Raw genomic sequence first — 25,056 nt, forward strand, 5'->3', positions numbered from 1 at the left:
TTAAATGAAAGGGTTTAATTCAATATGCTTTTCTAGTTATCTCCATCAGAATAAAAAACACCTTTAAAAGAAGACTAAAAAAGTTCATCAACATATAAGTCTTAAATGGAGGATCTTATGAATAAATCAAATGATCTACAAAAAATGAATAAGGAATTTCATTATATGCCTATTACATCTATATCAAGTGGAAATGGGTTAGAATTAGCGAATGATTTATACTATGAAACAAATCAAATTGTGAATTTTTGCTTTTTCGGTAATCCTAATTTATCAAGTGAGTGGGTATTAATTGATGCCGGTATGCCAAAATCATTTGATCATATTATGGATTTAGCTGAAAAACGATTTGGTGAAAAACACAAATTAAAAGCAATCATACTTACTCATGGACATTTTGATCATATCGGGGCAATCTTTGACTTAATAAAAGAATTCCATATCCCCGTCTATGCGCATGAAAAAGAATTACCATATTTAACAGGTGAAAAGAATTACCCTGAACCAGATGGAACAGTTGAAGGTGGATTAATTGCAAAGTTATCTCCATTGTTTCCAAACGAAGGAATTAATTTAGGAGAATATATTCATGTGCTCCCATCAGATGGTTCTGTACCTGAAATGCAAAATTGGCAATGGATTCACACGCCGGGTCATTCACCTGGACATATTTCACTTTTTAGAGAAGATGATCAATTACTAATTGCTGGAGACGCCTTTGTTAATGTTAAACAAGACTCTATTTACAGCGTTCTAACTCAACAAAGAGAAATAAATGGTCCTCCTAGATATTTAACGACAGATTGGACCGCTGCTTTAATTCCGTAAAAAAACTGCAGGCTCTACATCCTAAAAGAGCAATAACAGGTCACGGCTTTCCATTCCTAGAAGACGATTTAAATGAACAATTAGATTACTTAGTTAAAAACTTCAACACAATCGCCAAACCTGATTATGGACGATATGTTTAAAAATAGATTGTTGCAAAGAGGTAAAAATAAAACTCCCTACTTTTGTAAGGAGTTTTTTAAATTTAATTTACTAAATCATATAAACCAGCTATGTTCATTTTGCATATCAGGAAATTCTGGATCAGGAAAACCTTTCGGAGGTTCATTTACGTTTAAACTCCTCATCAAGGAGCTAGTTTGTCCGGTTTTACCGCCCCGTTGTTACAATATTTTTAAAATTCAATTCAAAATTCTTCTATTATTTAGATGTGTTTTAATTGGATTTAGCGGTATCTGTATTTTGGTTTGGCTTAATATATTTGATGGACAAAATAAGTCCAAGTATTGCTAAGATAATGGAAAGATACAACATATAATTGTCTGGTTTACTCATCAAATAGGCAAAAACAGGAGGTCCTGCAGCTACTCCCACAAACCGTAAAGAACTATAAAGAGAAGTAATAGTCCCTCTTTGTTCCTTCTCAATCCCCTCAGTTATTAATGCATCTAAGCTTGGTAAAGACATTCCGATTCCAATTCCACTTATCAATAAACTCGTGATAATCATATAAATATCTTTATTGATAATCGGTATGACAAAAGAAATACTTATTAAGATAAAGCCGATAACAATGCATTTTTTCATGGCACCTTTTTGATTTCCAATCTTTTTACCTGTCTTATAAGATGTGTAGGATAAAGCAGCGAGTGGAATCGCTAACACACAACCTTTCCATATTCCAATTATGTGATAGCGCTTTTCTAATATTTTTGATAAATAAAAAAGCATACCAAATAAAATGAACATGATAATGGCGCCTAATATGAATATGGTATAAAGCCATTTGCCATTATTTCGAAATATTTTCCGAATTGATCTGATAAACAGTTTAAACTTTTCCTTTCTTTTATCTTTTCTTTTTGATCTCATCGGTTGTTTTGGAGGTTTTACAAAAACTAAAATTAAAATAATTGATAGTAAACAAAGGAACGGTATTGATAAAAATGGTAAATACCAAACAATCGCTGCTAATGCTGAGCCAAGTATTGGACTTAGTACTTTTCCAAAAGTATTCGATGTCTCAACTAAGCCTAATCCTTTACTAACCTCATTTTCATCCTTAAACATATCTCCCACACACGGAATAACAACAGGCATTGCCCCAGCAGAACCAATCCCCTGAATGATTCTCCCAACAATTAACCACGCGTAAGGATTTTCTAATTTCCAACAAACAAAGCCGGCTAAGGCTCCTCCAATTCCCGCAATAATTAAACTTGGAATGATTACTTTTTTCCTTCCATATAAATCAGACAAATAACCTGCTATAGGAATAAGAATGATTGCAAAAACTGAATAAACCGTAATAATCATTGAAACTTTAAGGCCAGATATATTTAATTGTTGTTCTAATTTTGGAAGTACGGGAATCAACATTGAATTACCTAAAGTCATTACAAGAGGTACTGTAGATAGCGCCCATAAACTCCGCTTTTGTTTTTTATCCATATAACCTCCGCGTTTTGTGTAACTAAAAACAATCACAATCCTTATATTTCCCAAGTATCGTTGTTGGTTGAATTGTAATTTTTACTAATTAAGCAAATTGGGGGCAAAATGAAGAATATACCATTTTCGAAAGGATGAGTCTTTATGACTACTTTAGAGAATTCAACTAATTATTTAAATTTATGGTCTGGAATTTTATTTGGCCTAGGATTGGTGGCATTTTTTGACGAAGTAGTTTTTCATCAACTTCTTCATTGGCATCATTTTTACGATAAGTCTACAACAAGTTTAGGGCTTATCTCTGATGGGCTTTTTCATGCTTTTAGTTGGTTCGCAACGATTGGCTCCTTATTTATGTTTGCAAATTTAAGGAGAAAAAAATCACTTTATATTAAAAGATGGATTGGCGGAGTTTTACTCGGAGCAGGTTTGTTTCAACTTTATGATGGAACTGTTCAACATAAATGGTTGAAGCTTCATCAAATTAGATATAACGTCGATATTATGCCCTATGATGTAACTTGGAATATTACTGCTTCTATTATGACATTAATAGGTTGCATTCTAATTTTTAAAACTCAAAATAAAGGTGATCAATTTGAGGGATAATTTTATAAATTACTTCAATTCGTTTGATCTATTCATTATTTTATTCATTTTACTTTTAATTATCGGATATTTGGTTGCTGCGATAAATCATAAAAAAAAGCCATGGCCAAAATCACGCTCTATATTATGGGTAACTGGTTTTGTTTGTATATTAGTTTCCGTTGTTGGACCAATTGCAAAACTAAGTCACCATCTTTTTGTTTTTCATATGATTATGCATTTGTTACTAGGAATGCTCGCTCCATTTTTCATCGCTTTATCTAGACCGATTACATTATTATTAACATCATTAAAAACTCAACATGCAAGGCGTGTGACACGTCTTTTAAAATGTGCTCCTGTTCGACTTTTAACTCATCCTATTACCACAATCCTTATAAATATTGGAGGACTTTGGGTATTGTATACCACCACAGTATTTAACTTAATTCATGAGAATATCTTTTTGTTAATTGTAGTACATATCCATTTGTTTTTTGCTGGGTATTTCTTTACAATTTCAATCATTGCAATTGAACCGATCTCACATAAATACAGTTTTTTGTTTCGCTCATCAATTATGATACTTGCATTAGCAGGTCATGATATTTTATCGAAGTTTCTTTTTTCAAATCCATTAGACAGTTTCAGTTTTAATGATGTTCAAAATGGTGCGGTCTTAATGTATTATGGAGGGGACTTTGTTGATTTATTATTGATTACCGTGCTTTGTTATTTCTGGTATAATTCTACAACTCTTAAGAAGCCTAGAACAATTTAATGGACTTTTTTGCCACATATATTCCTCCTAAAGATGCACAAAATATTATTGCATAAAGAAGGAGGGTTAAAGATGAATAAAATTTGTCTTACATTATGCACAGTTTCATTATCATTTATCATTTCAGCCAATGTTCATGCTGCTTCAACAGGACCTGATGCTACTCAATTAGAACCAAGCTATGATCATAACGGTAAACATATCAAAAGAGATTTTAACAATAATTTTAATGATCCAAACCATGTTGTAAATAATACAAAAAATACGGTAAAAGAAGGCTATTATGACACGAAGAATACCGTTAAAGAAGGATATTATAATACAAAAAATAATATAAAAAATACATCAAATGACATGTTAACTAACAATAATGGAGTAAATAATCCAGTTAGTAATGATGGGAATTATTATCGACGAAATGTAAATGTAACGCCTACATCTAACACATTAAATACTACAGACAATACAAATAATAATCATTTCAATTATGGCTGGCTTGGACTACTTGGATTATTAGGATTTGCGGGTCTAAGAAAAAAGGAACGAGTTGAATAAAGGATTTTGTTTACACAATAAAACCTTATTGGGGTATCCAATAAGGTTTTATTGTTTGACGATGTTTTTATTACGAATTACTTCTTTATAAAAACTGATTTTTTGCTCTAACATTTTATTCGTATCTTCTAATGTTTTTAGCTGATGTTCAATAGACTGCTTATGCTCGACTAAAAGATCTAATCTAGCTAATGATGTATGCTCACCTTCTGTATATAGATGTGCATACTCCTTAATCTTATTAACTGGCATTTGTGTTTCTTTTAGCTTTAGGACAAATCTTAACCACTGAATGTGTGATTCAGAATAAAGCCTTTCACCATTTTCATTTCGATCAGGAAGAATGATCTGTTCTTTTTCATAATAACGTAATGTATGTGTGCTTATCCCTAACATCTGAGCGACTTCACCAATTGAATACATAAGACCTCCAGTTTGAGTCAAAAATAAAAACTGTTTGACTTAGAGTTTACTCTAACCAGTATAATAAATCCGTAACTGATACACAATTAATTTAATTTTAGTATAAACCAAATTATCGGGAGGAATTTAGATGAAAAAATATACTGTCATTACAGGTGCTAGTTCAGGAATTGGTTATGAATCAGCTCTTGCGTTTGCCGCACGTGGAAAAAACCTAATTATTGTTGCTCGTAGAACGGAAGAACTTGAAAAATTAAAATCAGATATCGCTAAATTGAATTCAGATCTTGATGTGGTCATAAAAACGGCTGATTTATCTGTTGTTAAGAATGCTTTTAATTTATATGAAGGACTGAAAGAATATGATATTGAAACTTGGATTAATAATGCAGGTTTTGGTAATTTCGCTTCAGTTGGTGAGCAAAATTTAGAAAAGATTGAAACTATGCTTAACTTGAATATTGAAGCTTTAACGATTTTAACTTCACTATACGTACGCGATTATTCAACAGTCGAGGGTACACAAGTTATCAATGTTTCATCTGGTGGAGGGTATACAATTATTGGTAATGCCATCACATATTGTGCGACTAAATTCTATGTAAGTGCCTTTACAGAAGGGCTGGCTCATGAATTAAAAGAAAAAGGTGCAAAGATGCAAGCTAAAGTATTAGCACCAGCTGCAACTGAAACTGAATTCGCAAAAGTATCCTATGATTTAGAAGAAAACATTAAATTTGAAGGCGTTCTACCAAAATATCATACTGCAAAAGAAATGGCCGGTTTCATGTTGGAGCTTTATGACAGTGAAAAAGTGGTAGGAAAAGTCGATGGAATTACTTATGAATTCCAATTATTAGATCCACTTTACCCTTATGCAACAAGATTAGAAAGGCAGGATTAAGGGTAAGAAGAGTCTTTTAGAACCTTCTACTTAACCTTAAACACTGCATCCTAATTTTAATTTTCTAACACTAAATTTAAATGTGGATATTTAGTAGCCCTATATTCAGAAGGGCTACTTTTTATATATTTTTTAAATATACGACTAAAGTAATTCGAATCTTGAAAACCAATTCGTGTAGCAATTTCTTGCATAGTTAAATCAGTCATTTCTAAATAAAACATTGATTTTTCAATTCTTATTCTATTTAAAAAATCAATCACACTTGTGCCAATTTCTTTTTTGAATAAGTGACTGAAATGATATTTACTTACGCAACAATATTGAGCAATTTCTTCCAATGTAATACTAGTTTGATGATTTTCTCGTATATACTTAGTTGCTTTACGAATAACAGGAGTCATCTGATTATTAAATGAATTGGTTATTTGAATTGTTAGCCAGTAAGCATATTCGCAAACCTTTTTTACAAATTTATCATAGCGAATAATATGATATAATTCCTGGATCATTTGAGCATTTTTTGACATGATGAGTGTTGCATTCACGCCTGACTCTACTACAACCCTAGAAATTAACATAATTAAATCGACTACTTCAGTTTTAAATACGTCTTCATTTAATCGGCATGCATTTGCTACCTTTTCAAGGAAACTTTTTAATTGATCGACTACACCTACTTCATCACCTATTCGTACAAGTGCTAATAATTCAATGCGATCTTCAGTTGATAATGCTCTTAGTGTATTTTCTTCCACCGGTTTAATACCACTATGAAATATCAGTTTGTTCCCTTGAAAAAACCGACCTGACATTGACTTTCTAGCCTCTTCAAAAGAGTGGTATAACAAATAAGGATCACTATATTTTTTACCAATTCCAATTGAAACTGTAATCTGAACCCTATCCAATGAATTTTGAATTTCTTCTGCCATTCTATAGATCTTTTTATTGAACTCGATTTCACTATCTTCATCATCTAGCTCAATTAGAAGAGCAAGCACACCTTCTTCTACCCAGTTCCACAAATAAGAAACTCCGATCGTCTGATCAATTTGATTGATTAGTTTATGGCCAATTTCTTGTTTCCACTGCTTTGGGTTTTCTACTGCTAAATCAGGATAGCGATCAATCGAAATGACCATTACAATATTTGGATAAGTATTAATGCCACATCTTTTTTGAACCTCATCAAAAGTTCCTATATGGACGAGCGTACCAGAAAGTAACAAATTTGAAAAAGCTGATTGAGTAGCATCTCGATTCATCTTAATTTCTCCTTTTTAGCTTATGATTTTTCTTAGTTGAACGTTGGTAGTAAGGATCAAAATGATTGAGCCATAAAAAAAGAAGCTGTCGTACTCTTAGAGTATAACTGCTCCTTTAAAAATTTCATAATTCCATGACCCCTATTTTCTCTTCAACAAGTTCAACAATCTCTCCATTATGAATTTGATTACGAATTGTTTCAATATCATGATAAAAATAGCGATCTTCTTCAACTGCTGGAACTTGATTTCTAATTAACTGATATACACTTGCCGTTACCGGTGACGGTTTTAGTGTATCATGGAATTCTAGTGCTTGAGTGGCAACCATTAGTTCGATTGCTAAAATATGTTCAAGTTTTTTTGAAATCTGATAGGCTTTCCTAGCAGCGAAATAAGCAAAGCTAACAACATCCTCTTGATTTGCACATGTAGATGTATTATCAATCGTTGCCGGATGCGACAGAACCCTTATTTCATTAAGCAATCCAGCTGCGGTATATTGAGGAATCATATAACCGCTATTTAAACCAGGATTGACAACTAAGAAACTAGGAAGCTCACTTACATGATAATTTACTAATCGATCAATACGACGTTCTGTTATTTTTGCTAAGTTTGCCATACCTATACAAATCGTGTCTGCATCAATTCCCACATAGGAAGCATCAAAATTTCCACCCATTAATGCAAGACCGTCTTCTTCCTCCGGCCAAATAATCGGATTATCACTTGAAGACATCATTTCATTATGAATATTTTCCAATGCATTTTTTAAGACCTTCTTTACTGCCCCATGAACTTGCGGTATGCATCTAAGACTAAGTGCATCTTGTAATCGATAGTCTTTATATTGTTTGGCAATCTCGCTTCCATCTAGTATTTTTGAAACGATTCGAGCTGTCTTTGCTTGTTCCAAATGTTTTTTTACCGAGTGCAGTCGAGGATCTAAAGCTTTTATCGTTCCCTTCAATGCTTCTAGTGACATAGCACCAGTAACATCCGCTGTTTTAACGGCCTGAATTGCATTATATATCGAGAGTACAGTAAATGCTGTGGCTGATGTAGTACCGCTTAATAGTGCAAGACCTTCTTTACATTCGAAGGTTACTGGTTTTAGACCAGCCCGCTCCAACGCCTCATGGCCGCTTAATAACTCATCCTTATACCAAGCTTTTCCCTCGCCCATTAACACTAGCGCCATATGAGCCTCAGGCGATAAATATGCAACAGATCCATCGCCTGGAACAAATGGCAATATATCATGATTAAGTATGGCTGCAATTAGCTCTAACACTTCTATTCTAACGCCTGAATAACCTTGACCTATATTATTTAAAACCATTAATTGAATGGCTCTTACCACTTCTTTTTCAAGTGGTTCACCTACAGAAACAGCATGAGAACGGACAATATTTCGTTGAAGAGTATGAGCATCTTCCTTTGAAATCACTTCGGTTACATTGCTTCCAAATCCTGTAGTTACCCCATAAACCGCTCTTTCTTCTTCAAGGAACTTTTCAATTAGATTACGAGATTTATTGATTCTAAGATAATAGTTTTCTGTAAATGATACTTTTGCACCATATCTTGCAACAGCAATTACTTCATTAATTGATAACTCATGTTCTCCAAGAATAACCTCTTTAATATTTTTTGGATGCATGTCATCAAACACCTTCTTACTTTATATATCTTAAGTTTAGTGACTTGAAACTGATTGTTTATTTGATTCAACTAAATCGCCTTCAAGTAATGGATTACTAGCTTCATTTAATGAAAGTGATTTTGTTTCCGGAGCCCAGGCGATCGAAACAATTGTACCAATGAATAGAATAATAGACATTCCTATCATAGAAGGTGCCATTCCCATTGAACTAACACTTATCGGTAATAGGAATGTACCAACAGCTGAACCAATTCGACTAACTGCTGTTGTCAAGCCAACTCCGGTTCCGCGTACCTCGGTAGGAAATAGTTCAGCAGGATAAACTAATGTTAAATTAGAAGCTGCTGACATTACAAATGTAAAGATTGCAAACACAATAATAGCAATTGTATGTAGACCTGGAGGTAAGACTGTTAATGCGAATAATGAAATCGTTAAAATAATAAATGTATTAATTGTAAACCCTCTACGAGTTAACTTTTCAGTACACCATACACCAGCTAACGCTCCTACTAGAAGGAACAAGTTTAGAACCATATCAACACCAAATGTTTCTTCAAATCCCAATTTAGTTAAAATAGTTGGTAGGAATGTATAGATTGCGAAATATGGAACGACCTGACACATATAAAAAAGTGATCCGAATGTCGTACGTTTCCAAAGCTGCTTATTGAATAAATCTGTAACCTTGTATGCATGTTTAGAATTAGCATCCACTGATTCATCCATTACAGCATTTTCGCCAATATACTTTCTTACAATAGCACGTGCTTCTTCAACACGGCCCATCTTTAATAACCAACGTGGAGACTCTGGTGTTCCAAAACGTAAAAGCAAGACAACTAGACCAGGAATGGCTGCACTCACTAGCATCCAACGCCATGCGTCTGGGCCTGTTTTTTCTAAATAATAACCAACTAGATTTGAAGCTACATATCCAACAGTCCATAAAACGTTTAATGAAGATAATAACATACCTCTATACTTTCTAGGTGCAAACTCAGCTAGTAAAGTAGATCCTACGGCATAATCTCCTCCAAGTGCAACACCGATTAAAATCCTTAATGCAAAAAGTGTATATGGATCGTGAACAAAAAACTGTAAAGCAGATGCGATTGTAATTATAACAAAGTTTGCTAAATAGATTTTCTGCCTACCAATGCGATCTGATAATCCGCCAAGAAACAAACTACCGAAAAATAGCCCGATTAATGCAGAACTACCGATTAATCCTTCCCAAACAGAATTTAATTTCATCTGTGGACCTAGTAGCGAAAGTGCCATACCTATAATTCCTAAAGCATAGCCATCCGAAAAATTCGATCCAAAAGTAAGTGCCGTAATACGAATATGGAATTTATTAAGCGGTGCATCGTCCATCATAAATTTTTTTTCTTTCAAAAGAATACCCCCTTTTTTGATTTTTCAGATAATATAATTTGTAAAAAATAGTAAGTAATAAAATAACTACTTACTTAACATGCCTAAAGCGCTTTCAAATTTTTCAGTATTTTTAATAAATTATAAATATTACTTATCAAATTATCTCTGGATAAAGTTTCGGATTATTAGCACAATATTGCTGAAATATTTGGTCAGGAGATGATTTATTTTTCTTCAATAAAATAAGAGATAGCGTATTCGCTATCTCTTACTTTATAAAACGGTTTAATGAAAACATGCTCAAATTAAAAGCAGATTTCTGTTTTGTTACTAGGTCAGCAATTATCTCGCCTACAACGCTTGCAAACTTAAAGCCATGGCCTGAGAAACCTGTGGCAATGATTAGATTATTGTATTCTGGATGCTGGTCAATAATGAAGTGCTCGTCTGGAGTCATTGTATATAAGCATGTTTTCCCTTTTACTAATCTACCATTTGCAAGTGGCATATATTCGCTTAAGAAATTTCTCAGATCCGTTTCATCTTCAATGAACTCTCCAAATTCTCGATTAAATTGATCCGGGTCTACAATTTGCCCCCCATCATGTCGACCAATTTTTAGTCCGCTATTATGAATACTTGGAAAGCCGTAATAATGACGATCAATTAGATCAATCGTAAATGCTGGTAGCAAACTAGAATCATATAGTTGATGATCACAATCAAACCAAGCAACTGTTTTACGAGTAGGTTTTACAGGTATATCAATACCAGTCTTTTCAAGAATTTTACCAGACCAAGCACCTGCACATACTACAAGTTTATCTGCTGTGTATACAGCATTCTCTGTACGCACCATTGTCTTATGAGTATCTACTTCAATATCTATAACCGGCGAGTTTGTATGAAGACTATTTCCTTTCTCTATATATAGTTCTTTATACGCTCGAACACATTCTTCGCTAAAAAGTATTCCAGAAGTCGTTTCTAAACAACCTATAAATCCTTTCGGTAAACGGAATCCGGGCCACCTTGCATTGATCTCATTACTATCCATTATTTCAAGCGGCAACGAAAATTCTTTTGCACTATTTATTACTTCATTCGTAAAAGTCGATCCGGGTGCACCAGCACATAAAACGCCTGTTCTCGAGAATAAATGTTTTCCAGATAATTGTTCTAGTTCTTCCCATAACTTTTGTGCTCTCAATGCTAGTGGCACGTATTCTCTACTTTCTCCATATGCATGACGAATGATTCTAGTATCGCCATGATGGCTACCAAGGCTATGTGGTGGATCAAAAGAATCTATTAATATAATTTTCTGATTTCCTTTTGATAAATAGTATCCTGCTGCCATTCCCATAGAACCGGCTCCAACAATAATTACATCATAGTGATTATTCAATCATTTCACTCCTTACCCTGTTCATTCGTATGACATATTCTTTTTGTTTTTACAAATTACCTTCTTAATATTATCATTTTTTGTAAAACAAACTTTTTCAAAATAACAAAAAACCCGTTTATGATCATTCATAAACGGGTTTTATAGTTTTTATAGTTTTTCGTATGCTGCTTGGTATTTTTGAATATCACCAGCACCCATAAAAATTAATACACTATTTTTATGGTTTTGTAAATTGCTGATATTGTCATCAGTCAATAATTCAGCACCTGCAATTTTACAAGAAAGGTCTTCAATTGTTAAAGTACCTTTATCTTCTCGTGCAGAACCAAAAATATCACATAAGTAAACTTTATCTGCTTTTTCTAATGTACCAGCAAATTCATCTAAAAATTTACTTGTGCGTGTAAATGTATGCGGTTGGAACACTGCTACGATTTCACGGTCAGGATATTTTTGACGTGCTGCTTGAATCGTCGCTTGGATCTCAGTTGGATGATGAGCATAATCATCAATTAACATTTGATCTCCGAAGCGTTTTTCACTGAAACGACGCTTAACGCCACCGTATGTTAATAAACGAGCTTTAATAATATTAACATCGATTTCTTCATAATGGCAAAGCGCAATTACTGCTAAAGCATTTAAAATACTATGATCACCATATCCAGTAATATCAAAAGTAGCGTAATACGTATTACGGACGAATACATCAAATGTTGTACCATTTGTATGTTTTTCGATATTACGAGCTTGGAAATCATTGTCCTCGTTAAATCCATAATACATTACAGGCACTTTTGCATAAATTCGTTGAAGATGTTCGTCATCTCCACATGCAATAATACCTTTCTTTACTTGATCAGCCATTTGTTGGAAAGCATCGAATACATCATCTACACTCTTATAATAATCCGGATGATCAAAATCAATATTAGTCATGATGCAATAGTCTGGAAAGTATGAAAGGAAATGACGACGGTATTCACAAGCTTCAAACACGAAATACTCGCTGTCTTTTTCACCTTTACCAGTACCATCTCCAATTAAAAAAGAAGTTGGACGCGCACCAGAAACTACATGGGCTAATAAACCTGTCGTTGAGGTTTTACCATGTGCTCCAGTAATTGCTACGCTAGTAAATTTATTCATATATTCCCCTAGGAATTTATGATAGCGTGCCATCGGTATTCCTTTTTCAATAGCAGCTGCAATTTCTTCATGAGTATCAGGAAATGCATTACCTGCTATAACGAATTGGCCTTCTTGAATATTTGCTTTATCAAATGGTAAAATCGTAATATTTTTTTTTCGTAATTCATTTTCAGTGAAAAAGTGCTTTTCATAATCTGATCCCTGTACGGTCAAACCAGAATCATGTAAAATTTGTGCCAAAGCACTCATTCCAGTACCTTTAATCCCTACAAAATGGTAAACTGTCATATTAAAAGAACCTCCAAAATCGATCACTAATACAACGGCCTATCTCTTAGACAGTATATGTGTGAATAAAAGAAATGGCATCAATATTTTATAAATTTGATGCATTGTTACTTTGCCGAGTCTAGTTATTTTTTTAATGATAACTAACTTAAATTTTTACGCAATTAGTATTATATCACTTTAACTCCCATAGGACTATTTATTTTAAGTCGCACTATGAGGAAATAGATGGAAAAGTAAATACTTTAAGTCATCTGTTTATCTTAAAATACTATCAATCTTAAATTGATTTTTTTGTCCCTTTATAGTCTAGGGCGCATTTCTACTCTTTCTAATCGAGAATTTTCACGAAGCTTTCTTCCAGCTTTCGCTTGTTGTATACCATTTAACTCGACATTATCACCTGTAAAGCCTATATTAACTTTTAATAAACTTCCGCCTACACCATATAAATCTACTGGTACACCTTGTTTCTCAAAAGCTAAGATTCTTTCTACAGTAAATCCACCGCTTACTACAATTTGCACATGCTGATACCCTTCTTGATCTAGTGCATTTCGTAAAGCAAAAATTAACGGAGGATTTACACCCCTAGGGTCAAAACTTCCTAATAATTCAGGATTACAAATAAAATACTGATCAATCATTGTTTTTGATGTATCTACACGTACAGCCTTTAATTTGCTACCATATTCTCGTGCAACCTTTAAAGCGTCATTTATAACATCATTATTATAATCTACTAAGACAATTAAATCATCTTGTGGATAAACTTCTGTGTATGCACGGGCAGCCTCTACTACATCACCATTATACATTTGAATTAGTGCATGAGGCATTGTACCCATACCTTCATTGCCCCACCACTCATTCATTGCATGGGTTGCTTGTGCAGTTGCACCACCAATAAATGCAGCATAACCGTCACCTGCTTGGGTCGTGAAATGATCATCACGATCTCCCATGAAAATAACAGGCTTTTTAATGCCTGCGGATTTTGCAGAATGTTTTACATTGTATACATTTGTAGCAACAGAAGTACGTCTAGCTAAAATACCGTCAATAATTCCCTCTAAATAGCCAAAATCAGCATATTTACCTTTAATTGTTAAGACCGTTTCAAATGGTTCAATCATATCTCCATCCTTTAAAGAATGAACAATAAGATTTTCTGGATGATCTGCAAAAGTTTGTAAAATCGCAATTGCTTCATCCGTGCCACATAATACTGCACTTTCTCTTTGGAAAAATTGCATTGTTACTTCAGTATCTGGCTTCTTTTTTCGAATAATTTCTCTAGTTTTTAAAAAATATACAGCTGAAAACCAGCCCTCTCCGATTCTCTCATCAAATTTAAATGTTTGGTTCGTTAATCGGCTTATTTTACCTTGTAATTTTAAATCTAATTCTTTTTCCATGAATCTTCACCTGCTGAAAAGTATCGTTCTTTTTTTTCTAGTATGGGTTAAAAAAACTTTAACATTCGTTACTTAATTTTTATCGAATTTTTAATTTATCACTCAGAACGAAACTCCTCTAATGATGTAATCAGTACATCACGAGGTTTACTTCCATTTTGATTCGATACGATCCCGTGATCAAACATTAGGTCAATTAATCTAGCTGCACGGTTGTATCCAATTCGAAAACGTCTTTGTAACATTGAAACAGAAGCACCTTTTTGATCAATGACAAACTCCACTGCTTCTTGAAAAAGTTCATCATCAACATCCTGTGCATCCGCTTTTGCTACAAGTTCCTCTTGATTAAATAAGTAATTCGGTTTTTGTTGGTCTTTAACAATCTCTACAACATGTTCGATTTCATCATCCGAAACATAAACGCCTTGTAATCGAATTGCTTGAGATTTTCCATTATCTAAGAATAACATATCTCCTCGTCCAAGTAACTTTTCAGCTCCGCCAATATCAATAATTGTTCTAGAATCTACTTGTGAAGAGACTGTAAACGCAATCCGTGTCGGTATGTTTGATTTAATAATACCGGTAATGACATCAACTGAAGGTCTTTGTGTTGCAACTAATAAATGGATTCCGCATGCTCTCGCTTTTTGAGCAATACGACAAATATAAGTTTCTACATCCCCAGGAGATACCATCATTAAATCCGCTAATTCATCAATAATAATGACTAAGTATGGTAACTCGTCATTATAAGCACCTTTTTTCTTCGCTAAATCATTGAATCGCTTAATATCTCTTGCCCCAGCATGAGCAAATAAATCATAACGTCGATCCATCTCATCACATGCCCACTTTAAAGCAGCAGTCGCGGCTCTAGCGTCAGTAATGACCGGCGAAATAAGATGTGGAATATGATTGTACGGTGCAAGCTCAACCATCTTAGGATCGATTAATATTAATTTCACTTCATGAGGTTTCGCTTTATATAAAATGCTAACTAAAATCGAATTAATACATACACTCTTACCAGATCCTGTTGCCCCAGCAATTAACCCGTGTGGCATTTTTGAAATATCTGCATAGACAGGATCTCCACCTATATCCAGTCCAAGAGCAACAGTTAAAGGTGACTCGCTTTGCAAAAATTTATCCTGGCTAACTAATTCTCTTAAGTAAACAGGCTTACTTTCTTTATTTGGTACTTCTATGCCTATTGCACTTCGACCAGGAATCGGAGCTTCAATTCGAATATCTCTAGCTGCTAAGCTTAATTTAATATCATCTTGTAAGTTAGTTATCTTATTTACTTTCACGCCAGGCTCGGGCTGTACTTCGAAACGAGTTACTGTTGGACCTTGGGTTGCGGCAATTACTCTAGCTCCTACATTAAAATTATGTAATGTTTCTTGTAGTAGTTGCTTTTGATCTTCAACCCAATCCCCATCATTAAATTGTTCAATTGGGGGTTCAACTAATAAATCTAATTCTGGTAATTCATAAAGTACTGGTGGTTGTTCATCTAAACTTTGAGGCTCATCAGTCTGAACAATCTCATTTTTAGTCTCTATCGTTATATCCGTTTCTGTTATACTTTCTACAGTTTCAAGAACTGGCTGATCTTGAATTCCTTCAGGAGGATTTTCATATGTGATTGCTTCGGCAATTATTTCACTTGGTTGAACTTTTTCTGAAGATAAAATTTCACTTTGTTCAGATAAACTAGCATTCTCGATCAACTGTTCATTTTGTTTTATCTCAACTTCTTCATTTACCTTTTCTACTGTTGCAGCAGATTCATTTTGTAATTCACGAAGTTGTCTCATTATATTTGCTTTTCTTGATGCCTCTACATCACTTCTAAGCATCATTACATTAAAAGGAAAATGACGTTTTTTCTGACGTTTCTCCATTGGTTTAGGTTCAGATTCCTCTTTATCGGCTTCAATTTCAGTCTGTTCATTAGAATTTGCAACAGAATTTTGATTAATTTCAGCGGATTCTTCTACTTTGGATTCTACCGTAGAACTTTCATGCTGTACTACTTCTTCTTTAATCTCTTCTATAACACCATCTAGCTCGACTGTTAATTCCGATTCTACTTCATACTCTTCATTATTTTGAACGAGTTCAATCCCTTTGTCTTCGTTTTCATCTAATTGAACCAAAGTCTCAGCTTTGTGCTCATTCGACTCATTTTTTTCAATGATATCTTCAACATTTAGTTTAATATGAGCATGGTAATCGTTTTCTTTTTCTTCTTTAATGGAGACAAGATCTAATCTATAAATATTTACTTCATGTTGTACTTCTTCACTCTCAACTTCATCTTCCGCTTTAATTTTTAGGGTTTCAAGCTGTACTTCTTCATCCATCACTTTAGCTTCTGCTTCAATTTGATGGATTTCAAACTTTTCTTCTTCATCTTTCTCCTCAGCTTCTGCTTCAATTTGGTGAGCCTCAAGCTGTACAACTTCATTCTTCTCTTCAGCTTCTACTTGAAGAGCTTTAGGTTTTAAATCTTCATTCTTCTCTTTAACTTCAATTTCATGAGTTTCAAATTGTACTTCTTCAACATTCAACGTATCTTCTACATTTTGATAATATTTAGCTTGTAGCTCTTCATTCTCAATTTGAATAGCTTCAGTTTGAAGTTTTTCATTTTCTACTAGATTTAATCCTTCAATTATTTCTTGATTTTGATTGCCGAAACTTCCAATTTCGAAAGAGTTGGTTTCAACTTTTTCAAGTACATTATTAATTTGAGAAGCTTCAACTCTCATTTCTTCATTTGTTGAAGAAAGGATAGAATCAGTAGCATTTTCTTCTTTTATTGGAGGCTTTTGATAACCATAAATTGGTGAAATATATTCACTAGGTCGAAATGGTGTTTTTCTTTTTGGACGAAATACAATATCGACCTTTTCTTCTTTTTCTACTTTTGCTGGTTCTTCTTCACTTTTTGTGACTTGATTTTTTTCAAGTCGACTAGATAAATTACTTTTATCAAAATGATTATTTTGAAAAGTATTTCTAACAAAATTAGTACTCTGATTATATGTAGGTTTATATTCTTTATTTAAATTGTTTGGTGACTTCTGCCAAATATCAGCATTTTTTTCTTGTTTAATAACTGGTTCTTCAATTTTTGTTTCCTTTATCGGCTTTGGTGATGGTAATTCTTCATCTAATTCAATTGGAAATCTAAATTTTGGACGCTCTTGTAAAGCGTTTCTCTTTTTTTCGATAGAGTGTGATTGATATACTTTCTCCTCAACAGGCTTTTCTTCAAACCCTTCTTCAAACTCTTCTTCAATCTCATTAAGGCTATTCGCCTTAAAAAGGCTTTTTAACCATTTTTTCATTTTTCTCACTCTCTCTATTTCTTTTCATACCTTTTATTTTAACATGTGACATAATGACAAAAAACACATTATTATTACAAATTGCGCTAGTTCAATCATATTTCGATATCAAATATATAATTTAATCAAATTAATATTAAAATAATAATTCTTTTATTGAAAAACAGAAAAAATACTAGACCAATTCATGGCCTAGTATTTATACGAAAATATATATTATTTAGTTAAAAAAAGCTTTTCCAACTTCAGCATCAGCTTCAAGAACTAAGATTCCTTTTTCTTGTGGAGCATCAGGTAAATCAAGTTCACGTGCAGAGCAAATCATACCAAATGAATCCACTCCACGTAAATTAGCATCCTTAATGACTAATCCTGATGGCATTACTGCACCAACTTTTGCAACAACTACCTTTTGTCCTTGTTCAACATTCGGAGCACCACAAACAATTTGTAATGTATCTGTTCCAACGTCAACTTTGCAAATATTTAATTTATCAGCATTTGGATGTTTTTCTTTTTCGATTACATATCCAATAACGAATTTAGGTGAAAGGTCTAATACTAAAGTATCTTCAAACCCTTCTTTTGCAAGTAATTCATTAACCGAATTAACAATATGTTCGGTAATCGTAACGATACCATTTTCTTGAACATCTACATAAGTAGATGCATCAAACACATTAATAGCAACTGTTTCATTCGTAACTGCACTATATACGCGTGCTATATTCCCTTTTCGTTCAACTTTACGATCTTCTGATGGAATTTGTTTTAATGTAATTAATAGCGTATCGCCGATTCCTTCTTTGTTATAAAAAATATTCACTTATTTCTTCCTCTCTATTGCTTCTTTTGTTTCCCTAAAATAAATACTGGCATTAGCTTCTCATTTTCGTAAGCAAATGACAATGATGTAATTGGTATTTTCCCACTTGCAAAGAAACTCATATTCATTTGCGCCATTATATCATAACCTATGTTATTTCGAATGTCAGCAAGGATTAGTACATCTCCATGAGGAATTCCTACTAATAATTCACCTTTTACTTTTGATTGAATTTCTTTTATAAAAGTACTGTTTAGTACTCTACTCGCATCGTATCCATCATTTGTACGTACAAAATAAAAAGTATTTTCTGCAACAATATCTTCTTTTACTTGAACAGGCATTTTTCTTAAATTAAATAAAGCAATAGAATGAAGTTGCTCTTTTGTATAACCTGACTTTACTAATAATCTTTCATCGATAAGTTGATACGTTTTTTCTGAATCAATAGCATAGTAAATTCTAGTTTCTGCAGTATGCTCATCAGTTACAAATAAATTTCCTTCTTCCTTTTCAGTCGGAAACGATGTAGCTCGAATAACTGGACGAATTTGTTCTTCAAGAAATACAGTTTCAGAGTGCATTGCAGAAAGTGCTTCTTTTATATAATAAATTAATTCGTTAAATGCCTCTTCACCTTCAGCCTCAAACTTTGCTACTGCACTATTTAAAGAGACACTCATCCCTTTATTACTTTCAATCCCTTCAATTCGAAGGTCTTCTTTTTCACGATCATAGATAAAACGCCAATCTTCATTTCCAAGGCGATTTTCTATCATTTTTTTTAAGTCTAGTGTTGTTTTTTTAGCCAATTGTTTTACCTACCTTATTAGCCTCTTAATCCTTCAAGAAACTCTTCTACTTGTTCTTTTGTTTTACGATCCTTATTTACATAACGACCAATTTCTTCACCATTATTAAACGCTACAAAGCTTGGTATGCCAAATATATCTAGATTTTGGCATAACTCAATAAATTGGTCACGATCTACATAATAAAAGGTAAAATCTTTATTTTCATCAATTATTTCTTGGAAGAACATATCTAAAAATCTGCAATCTGGACACCAATCTGCTGAAAATTGGAAAACCACTTTTTCTCCTTGTTTCGCTTGTTCGAATTGTTCAACTGATGTAATTTTTTCCATTCTTTTTCCCTCGCTTATTCGTTTTCTTTTATTTTATCTTATTTTTATCGATATGCAAAAAGGACGACCTCAATTGTTTTCTTCTTTTCGTTTCTTGAATTCATATTGTCCAAATAGTAATTCACAAATATGTTCAAAGATTTCTGTCCTAGTAATTCGACCATTTGTAAATACCCCTACTGCCCCTTCTTTACTTCGTATATCTTTTTCATTCGTATATTGTTCCATTAATACTGAAAGCTCAGTTCCATTTCTTAGCTCATTAATAAATTCGCTAGGTAATAAAATTTTTGCTCCGCTTGCTAGTATTACCTCATTTTCATACACAAGTGCTCCCCAGTTACAAAGAAAAAGCCGATCGTTTTCTATAATGACTCCACCTTCTAATCCAATACCGATTTCCGACTCACCTGCGATTCTAGCATTATATGCTCTATTTATAGCACCTTGCATAGTTTCTTGATCAGTCAAAGGTTGATTCGAAACATTTGATGGAACATTTAGTCCCTCAACTTTATACTGATTAAAAACTTTTTTAACAGCTCCTACTTTTGTGGGATTTAAAGAACCAATAATTATTTTCATTGTCTTAACTCCATTCACCGCTCTTATGCTTTTTAGTTAAATATAATTTTAATATACAATAAAAAAGACACTTTCAAAATGAAAGCATCTTTACAATCTATTGAATCATTCAATTATTACCTCATTTTGGGCAAACATTTTTCTGCTATGATAGCATAGAAACATAAAACCCCTTCCAATCTTTATCTTTTGGCTACAAAAGTATCAATATATCGATAAATAGCATGGGCAACGCCATTTTCATCATTATTTAGAGTAGAAGTTGTACAAATTGATTTAATATCTTCTTTTGCATTCCCCATTGCAACACTATATCCAACTTTTTCAAGCATCGAAATATCATTATTACTGTCGCCAATAGCCATGGACTGTTCTAAAGAGCCACTCATTAAAAAAACTAACTTTTCTAATGCTAATCCTTTTGATGCAGAGCGATTCGTAATCTCAATATTATGCTCCGCTGATGAAACAACCATCAAATCAATACGCTTATTAAATTGATTTCTAGCCTCTTCTAATTTTTTCATATCAAACGTACATACTAAAATATTATTAACTTCTTCATTTCGTTGTATGATTTCTTGACAATGATCAACTAATACATACCCAAACTGATCGAATTGTCTTTCCGCAACATTAACTAATTCTTTCATATCTTCATCTAACTCAACTCTTTTAAGGCTATTAATCTCATTTTGAAAAATTTCTCTTCTTTCTTTAAGAGCATAAATGCTTTTATCTGTAAAAACTTCAAAATAATAATTTCGTTCATCAAGCCACCTTAATATCTGTTCAACATTCGTTTTTGAGATTGTAATTGATGAGATACATTCTCCGTATTTTGAATGGATTGTTGCCCCATTTGTTCCGATCACATATGGCGATATCCTGAATCTTTCACAAATTTTTTTGGCATCAAAATGAGCTCGACCAGTTGAAATAACGATTTCAATTCCATTTTCCCCTGCAAATTTAATTGCATTAATATTTTCTTCACTAATTTCATTCTCATTATTTAATAGTGTTCCATCTAAATCTATTGCAATGAAACTCATTGATTATATCCCCTTTAATTTATTATGCTTTTCATCTAGTTTTATAGTGTTCAGTAATCGGTCATTACCAAAATGGCAAGCTTAAGAAGGACAATAACGATTCATTCATTATGTTATTGTCTACTTAACAAAAAAGAATTCAATGAATATAGTCCGTCTTTTTTAATTTGCTTGAATCCATTCGATTTCTTTTAATATTGAATGCTCTTTCCATTCTTCTGGAAATGAATGGTCACATACTATTGCATCAACCTTTTCAAGAGAACAAACTTTACAAAATGTATCTACACCAATTTTCGAGTAATCTGTTAATAAAATCACTTGCTTCGACACTTCCACCATTTTTCGAGAAACTAAAGTTTCATGGAAATGATAGTTGCTAACTCCATTTTGAGCTGAGACACCACCCGCTGAAATAAATGCCTTATCAACATTAAATTGACTTAGTAATTGTTCTGTTATACTCCCACTCATTGACTGTTGTTTTGGATCAACTATTCCACCTAGTAATAATATTTGTCCGGTAAACTTATTTTGATTTAATGATTCTGTTAACAGGGAAGATACCGGTAATGAATTAGTCAATATAGTAATGTCTTTTTTATTTTCAATACACTGAGCAAATTCAAGCATTGTTGTGCCTACATCAATCGCAATGACATCTCCATTGGAAATTTGGTCCATGGCCTTTTTACCAATTTTTACTTTTGCTTCCTGATTCACAGTCGTACGCTGCATAAAAGGAGGTTCCTCATTTTGGTATACTGTTTTAATTGCTCCACCATACACCTTTTTTAAAAGACCTTTTTCCTCTAATATCATTAAATCTCGACGAATGGTTTCTTCTGATACATTAAATTGTTCAACTAAATCGATAACTTTAACTTTTCCTTTTTTATTAAGTTCTTTTAAAATCTCGTTTTTTCTTTCCTCAGGTAAAACAGACATTTTAATCCTCCAGAAACTTTAAAAATTTATAAGATAACGCATTCTTTTTTAGGTACAATAATGTTCACATGTTCTCCTTGCTGGAACATTTCACCTCGGTGGTTAAGGTTGTCTACAAGAAATGCAGATTCTTCGGTTTCAACTTCGTACCTTAAGACATTACCAGTCATAGTAACATCTGAAATAATCCCCTTTATTCCCCAGTTTTGTTGTAAATCCATGCTGTCATTTCCTACAGCCACTAATTTTAATACTTCAGGTCGAATTGCTACATCATTTCCAATTAATTCATTACTACATACAAGTTTATGGAAAGCTTCCATCTTATAAACATTATAATTTCCGATGAATTTTGCTACGAATTTATTTACTGGTGTTGTATAGATCTCGGTAGGTGTACCTTCTTGTACTACATTTCCATTATTCATAACAAAAATTCGATCCGACATTGTCATTGCTTCTTCTTGGTCATGTGTAACAAAAATAGTCGTAATATTTAGTTCTTGCTGTATTCTTTTTAATTCCTTTTGTAAGCTTTTTCGAATTTTTGCATCTAATGCACTTAACGGTTCATCTAATAATAGTACTTTTGGTTCCATGACAAGCGCTCGAGCTAAAGCAACTCTTTGTTGTTGCCCTCCTGATAAGTGGTGAGGGTAAGATCCTTCTTTTCCTATTAAATCAACTATTTCTATCATCTTTTTTACTCTTACATGTATGTTTTTTGCTTTTTTCATTTTTAGACCATATGCAATATTTTCAAATACTGTCATATTTGGAAAAAGTGCATATGACTGAAATACCATACCTACCTCGCGTTGGCGCGGAGATAAATTAGTTATGTTCTTCCCATCTATTAATATATTTCCTATATCGACGTCTTCAAGTCCTGCAATAGAACGTAATAAAGTACTTTTCCCGCATCCACTTTGACCTAAAAGCGTTACGAATTCTCCTTTATTTAATGTTAATGAAATATTATTTAAGACGACTTGATTTTGATATTTTTTAGTCACTTGATCAATATTTACATAGCTCATTTAACTTCACCTTCTATTGCAGTATTTTTTATATAACCTTGTTTTTTAAAAATAGACCGCCTCTTATTTAACACGGCAGGATTTTTTTTAGTTTTAAACGTGAGTTTTAAGACTGTTCCAGTTAAAAGTAAAATCACCAAATAATAAGTAATAACTATGGCACTTGTTAAATGACCACTACTATTTAGTTTATCGGCAAGATAGATTTGAAGGGTTTCAAATCTTCCACCTACTAGTAAATTTGCAAATGCAAACTCACTAAATAAAAGAGCTACGGACAATAAACTTGATACTAATATTCCAGATATAATATTCGGAAGCACAACCGTTCTAAACGCTTGAAATTTAGTTGCACCAAGTAATTCAGCTGCATCTACAAGTTGAATGGCATTTATTGTTCTAAGACTATTACGAATACCTTGATACATAAAAGGTAGAATGGTTATAAAGTAAGCTCCAACTAGTATCCATGGAGTACCAGCAATTTGAAATGGTCCATTAGAATAAAGCTTAATTAGCCCAACTGCTCCTACAATAGGTGGGATACCATACGGAAGCATCGCAATTGCTTGGAGAATTCCTTCAAATTTATTAAAATATACAGTTATAATAAAGATTGTTGGAATCATGATTGAAACACTTAAAGTGACAGTTATGATAATTAAAAATAATGTTCGTTGAAAGGCCTCAAAAAATCGTCCATCTTGAAATAATTCAATATACCAATTTAATGTATAGCTCTCAGGTAAGATTGAATGATCCCATTTAGTTGCAATTGAAAATAAAAATGTACCGACTATTGGAATTAATAAATACATTACAAGTAATCCAACTATTACTTTAAAAAATGTTGTTTGTAATTTCATCGTAAATCCCTCCTAATGCGGCGCATCATTCTTTCATTAATCCACATCGCTCCAATCATGGTCGTTGCTAAAAGGACTCCTAGTGCGCTACCTAATTGTGGTTTTAATGTAACGTCACTTGAGACTAACGAGGCTATTTGTAATGACAATAAATTATAATTGCTACCAACTAATGCGTAGGCTGTTGCATAAGCACCCATAGCGTTAGCAAATAAAATACTAAATGTGCCTACTATACTTGGTAATAGTACTGGAATTCCAATTCTTAGCCAAAATGATATTGTTGATCCTCCTAATAATGCAGAAGCTTCCTTCCATTGTTGCTTTATTCCTTGAAAAGAAGGGTATATCAACAAAATCGCTAATGGAATCTGAAAATAAATATAAACAAGGATCAGTCCGGTCCAAGAATATAAATTAAAATCCGCAAATATATTCCAACCGAGTTTTGCAAAAAGCAAAGTAAATAATCCATTGTTTCCAAGTAAAATAATATATGAGAAAGAAAGAGGGATTCCTTCAAAATTTGAAGTCACATTAGCAATCATTAATAGACGATTTTGTATTTTACGTGAAAACTTTGTAAAGGAATAAGCTGTGACAACAGCTATTAGGATCGAAATCACTGCCGAAATAATTGAAATAACTATACTATTTTTGATAGCTTGTAAGTAAAACTTACTTTTAAATATAGTTATATATTGATTCATAGTTAGATGGATTCCGTCATCTGCGTAAAAACTATTCTTAAACATTGCCATCATTGGCCCTAATTCAAATCCTATTACAAACAATACAAATGGCAATAAAAGAGCTAGTAAGTAAATCTTATGATTTTTTATTTTTTGCAAAGCTTCTCGCTCCCTAAATTCTTTATACATTAGAGAATTGGTAAAATTTTCACTAAACCAATTCCCCTTC

At 33.0% G+C, this 25,056-nt stretch carries 22 protein-coding genes and 1 pseudogene; 5 read left to right on the forward strand and 18 right to left on the reverse strand.

The window, feature by feature from the left end:
- The first annotated feature begins 105 nt into the window (after positions 1–105).
- Positions 106–971 (forward strand): annotated as a pseudogene (locus COE53_RS17080) (MBL fold metallo-hydrolase).
- Positions 972–1,224: 253 nt separating this feature from the next.
- Here the strand turns inward: COE53_RS17080 and COE53_RS17085 are convergent.
- A complete protein-coding gene (locus COE53_RS17085) occupies positions 1,225–2,460 on the reverse strand; it encodes an MFS transporter (RefSeq protein WP_091023687.1) in 1,236 nt (411 codons plus the stop codon).
- Between the two features lie 144 nt (positions 2,461–2,604).
- On the opposite strand from COE53_RS17085, the gene COE53_RS17090 reads away from it, so the two are divergent.
- The 3 genes from COE53_RS17090 (at position 2,605) to COE53_RS24415 (ending at position 4,384) form a co-directional block, all read left to right on the forward strand.
- Positions 2,605–3,069 (forward strand): DUF2243 domain-containing protein, encoded by a 465-nt coding sequence (locus COE53_RS17090; RefSeq protein ID WP_091023689.1) that lies wholly within the window; start codon positions 2,605–2,607, stop codon positions 3,067–3,069.
- Entirely contained in the window at positions 3,059–3,829 is a 771-nt protein-coding gene (locus COE53_RS17095; protein WP_286143803.1) for a cytochrome c oxidase assembly protein, read from the forward strand. Before COE53_RS17090 ends, COE53_RS17095 begins: the two co-directional genes overlap by 11 nt.
- Before the next feature lie 72 nt (positions 3,830–3,901).
- Positions 3,902–4,384, forward strand: coding sequence for a WGxxGxxG family protein (locus COE53_RS24415; protein ID WP_098948454.1), 483 nt, complete (start codon positions 3,902–3,904; stop codon positions 4,382–4,384).
- 48 nt (positions 4,385–4,432) lie between these two features.
- Here the strand turns inward: COE53_RS24415 and COE53_RS17105 are convergent, their stop codons facing one another.
- Positions 4,433–4,807, reverse strand: a complete 375-nt coding sequence (locus tag COE53_RS17105; protein WP_091023693.1) for a MerR family transcriptional regulator — start codon at positions 4,805–4,807, stop codon at positions 4,433–4,435.
- A gap of 130 nt (positions 4,808–4,937) precedes the next feature.
- Between COE53_RS17105 and COE53_RS17110 the strand changes: the two genes are divergently transcribed.
- On the forward strand, positions 4,938–5,711 hold the full coding sequence (locus COE53_RS17110) for an SDR family NAD(P)-dependent oxidoreductase (protein WP_069034698.1): 774 nt from the start codon (positions 4,938–4,940) through the stop codon (positions 5,709–5,711).
- 56 nt (positions 5,712–5,767) lie between these two features.
- Here the strand turns inward: COE53_RS17110 and COE53_RS17115 are convergent, their stop codons facing one another.
- The 16 genes from COE53_RS17115 to COE53_RS17190 form a co-directional block, all read right to left on the reverse strand.
- Positions 5,768–6,979, reverse strand: a complete 1,212-nt coding sequence (locus COE53_RS17115) for a helix-turn-helix domain-containing protein (protein WP_069034699.1) — start codon at positions 6,977–6,979, stop codon at positions 5,768–5,770.
- A gap of 124 nt (positions 6,980–7,103) precedes the next feature.
- Complete coding sequence (gene hutH / locus COE53_RS17120) at positions 7,104–8,645, reverse strand: histidine ammonia-lyase (RefSeq protein ID WP_091023695.1); 1,542 nt, start codon at positions 8,643–8,645, stop codon at positions 7,104–7,106.
- A 36-nt stretch (positions 8,646–8,681) separates the two neighbouring features.
- The gene (locus tag COE53_RS17125) at positions 8,682–10,049 is read right to left on the reverse strand and encodes an MFS transporter (protein WP_286143804.1); all 1,368 of its coding nucleotides are present in this window, start codon (positions 10,047–10,049) and stop codon (positions 8,682–8,684) included.
- 250 nt (positions 10,050–10,299) lie between these two features.
- Positions 10,300–11,439 carry an N-methyl-L-tryptophan oxidase gene (gene solA / locus COE53_RS17130; protein WP_091023697.1) on the reverse strand — a complete coding sequence of 380 codons (1,140 nt, stop codon included), beginning with the start codon at positions 11,437–11,439 and terminating at the stop codon, positions 10,300–10,302.
- Between the two features lie 150 nt (positions 11,440–11,589).
- Positions 11,590–12,882, reverse strand: a complete 1,293-nt coding sequence (gene murC, locus COE53_RS17135; RefSeq protein WP_056473375.1) for a UDP-N-acetylmuramate--L-alanine ligase — start codon at positions 12,880–12,882, stop codon at positions 11,590–11,592.
- 302 nt (positions 12,883–13,184) lie between these two features.
- Positions 13,185–14,300, reverse strand: coding sequence for a nicotinate phosphoribosyltransferase (locus COE53_RS17140; protein ID WP_069034701.1), 1,116 nt, complete (start codon positions 14,298–14,300; stop codon positions 13,185–13,187).
- Positions 14,301–14,398: 98 nt separating this feature from the next.
- Positions 14,399–17,668 carry a DNA translocase FtsK gene (locus COE53_RS17145; RefSeq protein WP_091023699.1) on the reverse strand — a complete coding sequence of 1,090 codons (3,270 nt, stop codon included), beginning with the start codon at positions 17,666–17,668 and terminating at the stop codon, positions 14,399–14,401.
- 220 nt (positions 17,669–17,888) lie between these two features.
- Complete coding sequence (gene ytpR / locus COE53_RS17150; RefSeq protein ID WP_069034703.1) at positions 17,889–18,494, reverse strand: YtpR family tRNA-binding protein; 606 nt, start codon at positions 18,492–18,494, stop codon at positions 17,889–17,891.
- Positions 18,495–18,508: 14 nt separating this feature from the next.
- A complete protein-coding gene (locus tag COE53_RS17155; protein WP_286143805.1) occupies positions 18,509–19,306 on the reverse strand; it encodes a DUF1444 family protein in 798 nt (265 codons plus the stop codon).
- 17 nt (positions 19,307–19,323) lie between these two features.
- Complete coding sequence (locus tag COE53_RS17160) at positions 19,324–19,641, reverse strand: thioredoxin family protein (protein ID WP_069034704.1); 318 nt, start codon at positions 19,639–19,641, stop codon at positions 19,324–19,326.
- A 69-nt stretch (positions 19,642–19,710) separates the two neighbouring features.
- Positions 19,711–20,226 (reverse strand): DUF84 family protein, encoded by a 516-nt coding sequence (locus COE53_RS17165; RefSeq protein WP_069034705.1) that lies wholly within the window; start codon positions 20,224–20,226, stop codon positions 19,711–19,713.
- A gap of 182 nt (positions 20,227–20,408) precedes the next feature.
- Positions 20,409–21,281, reverse strand: coding sequence for a Cof-type HAD-IIB family hydrolase (locus COE53_RS17170; RefSeq protein WP_069034706.1), 873 nt, complete (start codon positions 21,279–21,281; stop codon positions 20,409–20,411).
- A gap of 162 nt (positions 21,282–21,443) precedes the next feature.
- Positions 21,444–22,229, reverse strand: a complete 786-nt coding sequence (locus COE53_RS17175) for a DeoR/GlpR family DNA-binding transcription regulator (RefSeq protein ID WP_069034707.1) — start codon at positions 22,227–22,229, stop codon at positions 21,444–21,446.
- Positions 22,230–22,255: 26 nt separating this feature from the next.
- The gene (locus COE53_RS17180) at positions 22,256–23,269 is read right to left on the reverse strand and encodes an ABC transporter ATP-binding protein (protein WP_069034708.1); all 1,014 of its coding nucleotides are present in this window, start codon (positions 23,267–23,269) and stop codon (positions 22,256–22,258) included.
- The gene (locus tag COE53_RS17185) at positions 23,266–24,135 is read right to left on the reverse strand and encodes an ABC transporter permease (RefSeq protein ID WP_098948455.1); all 870 of its coding nucleotides are present in this window, start codon (positions 24,133–24,135) and stop codon (positions 23,266–23,268) included. Before COE53_RS17185 ends, COE53_RS17180 begins: the two co-directional genes overlap by 4 nt.
- Positions 24,132–24,986, reverse strand: a complete 855-nt coding sequence (locus COE53_RS17190; protein ID WP_084006978.1) for an ABC transporter permease — start codon at positions 24,984–24,986, stop codon at positions 24,132–24,134. Before COE53_RS17190 ends, COE53_RS17185 begins: the two co-directional genes overlap by 4 nt.
- Between the last annotated feature and the right edge of the window lie 70 nt (positions 24,987–25,056).

Source organism: Bacillus sp. AFS029533, from assembly GCF_002585125.1.
GTDB lineage: Bacteria > Bacillota > Bacilli > Bacillales > Bacillaceae_G > Gottfriedia > Gottfriedia luciferensis_B.

Bases quoted from the DNA above. Each gene is read 5' to 3' on its own strand.
- COE53_RS24415 (WP_098948454.1), top strand. From the start codon at position 3,902: ATGAATAAAATTTGTCTTACATTATGCACAGTTTCATTATCATTTATC.
- COE53_RS17110 (WP_069034698.1), top strand. From the start codon at position 4,938: ATGAAAAAATATACTGTCATTACAGGTGCTAGTTCAGGAATTGGTTAT.
- COE53_RS17115 (WP_069034699.1), bottom strand. From the start codon at position 6,979: ATGAATCGAGATGCTACTCAATCAGCTTTTTCAAATTTGTTACTTTCT.
- COE53_RS17185 (WP_098948455.1), bottom strand. From the start codon at position 24,135: ATGAAATTACAAACAACATTTTTTAAAGTAATAGTTGGATTACTTGTA.
- COE53_RS17140 (WP_069034701.1), bottom strand. From the start codon at position 14,300: ATGGAAAAAGAATTAGATTTAAAATTACAAGGTAAAATAAGCCGATTA.
- COE53_RS17175 (WP_069034707.1), bottom strand. From the start codon at position 22,229: ATGTCTGTTTTACCTGAGGAAAGAAAAAACGAGATTTTAAAAGAACTT.
- COE53_RS17170 (WP_069034706.1), bottom strand. From the start codon at position 21,281: ATGAGTTTCATTGCAATAGATTTAGATGGAACACTATTAAATAATGAG.
- hutH (WP_091023695.1), bottom strand. From the start codon at position 8,645: ATGCATCCAAAAAATATTAAAGAGGTTATTCTTGGAGAACATGAGTTA.
- COE53_RS17090 (WP_091023689.1), top strand. From the start codon at position 2,605: ATGACTACTTTAGAGAATTCAACTAATTATTTAAATTTATGGTCTGGA.
- COE53_RS17145 (WP_091023699.1), bottom strand. From the start codon at position 17,668: ATGAAAAAATGGTTAAAAAGCCTTTTTAAGGCGAATAGCCTTAATGAG.
- COE53_RS17085 (WP_091023687.1), bottom strand. From the start codon at position 2,460: ATGGATAAAAAACAAAAGCGGAGTTTATGGGCGCTATCTACAGTACCT.
- COE53_RS17160 (WP_069034704.1), bottom strand. From the start codon at position 19,641: ATGGAAAAAATTACATCAGTTGAACAATTCGAACAAGCGAAACAAGGA.
- COE53_RS17180 (WP_069034708.1), bottom strand. From the start codon at position 23,269: ATGAGCTATGTAAATATTGATCAAGTGACTAAAAAATATCAAAATCAA.
- COE53_RS17165 (WP_069034705.1), bottom strand. From the start codon at position 20,226: ATGAAAATAATTATTGGTTCTTTAAATCCCACAAAAGTAGGAGCTGTT.
- COE53_RS17105 (WP_091023693.1), bottom strand. From the start codon at position 4,807: ATGTATTCAATTGGTGAAGTCGCTCAGATGTTAGGGATAAGCACACAT.
- murC (WP_056473375.1), bottom strand. From the start codon at position 12,882: ATGACAGTTTACCATTTTGTAGGGATTAAAGGTACTGGAATGAGTGCT.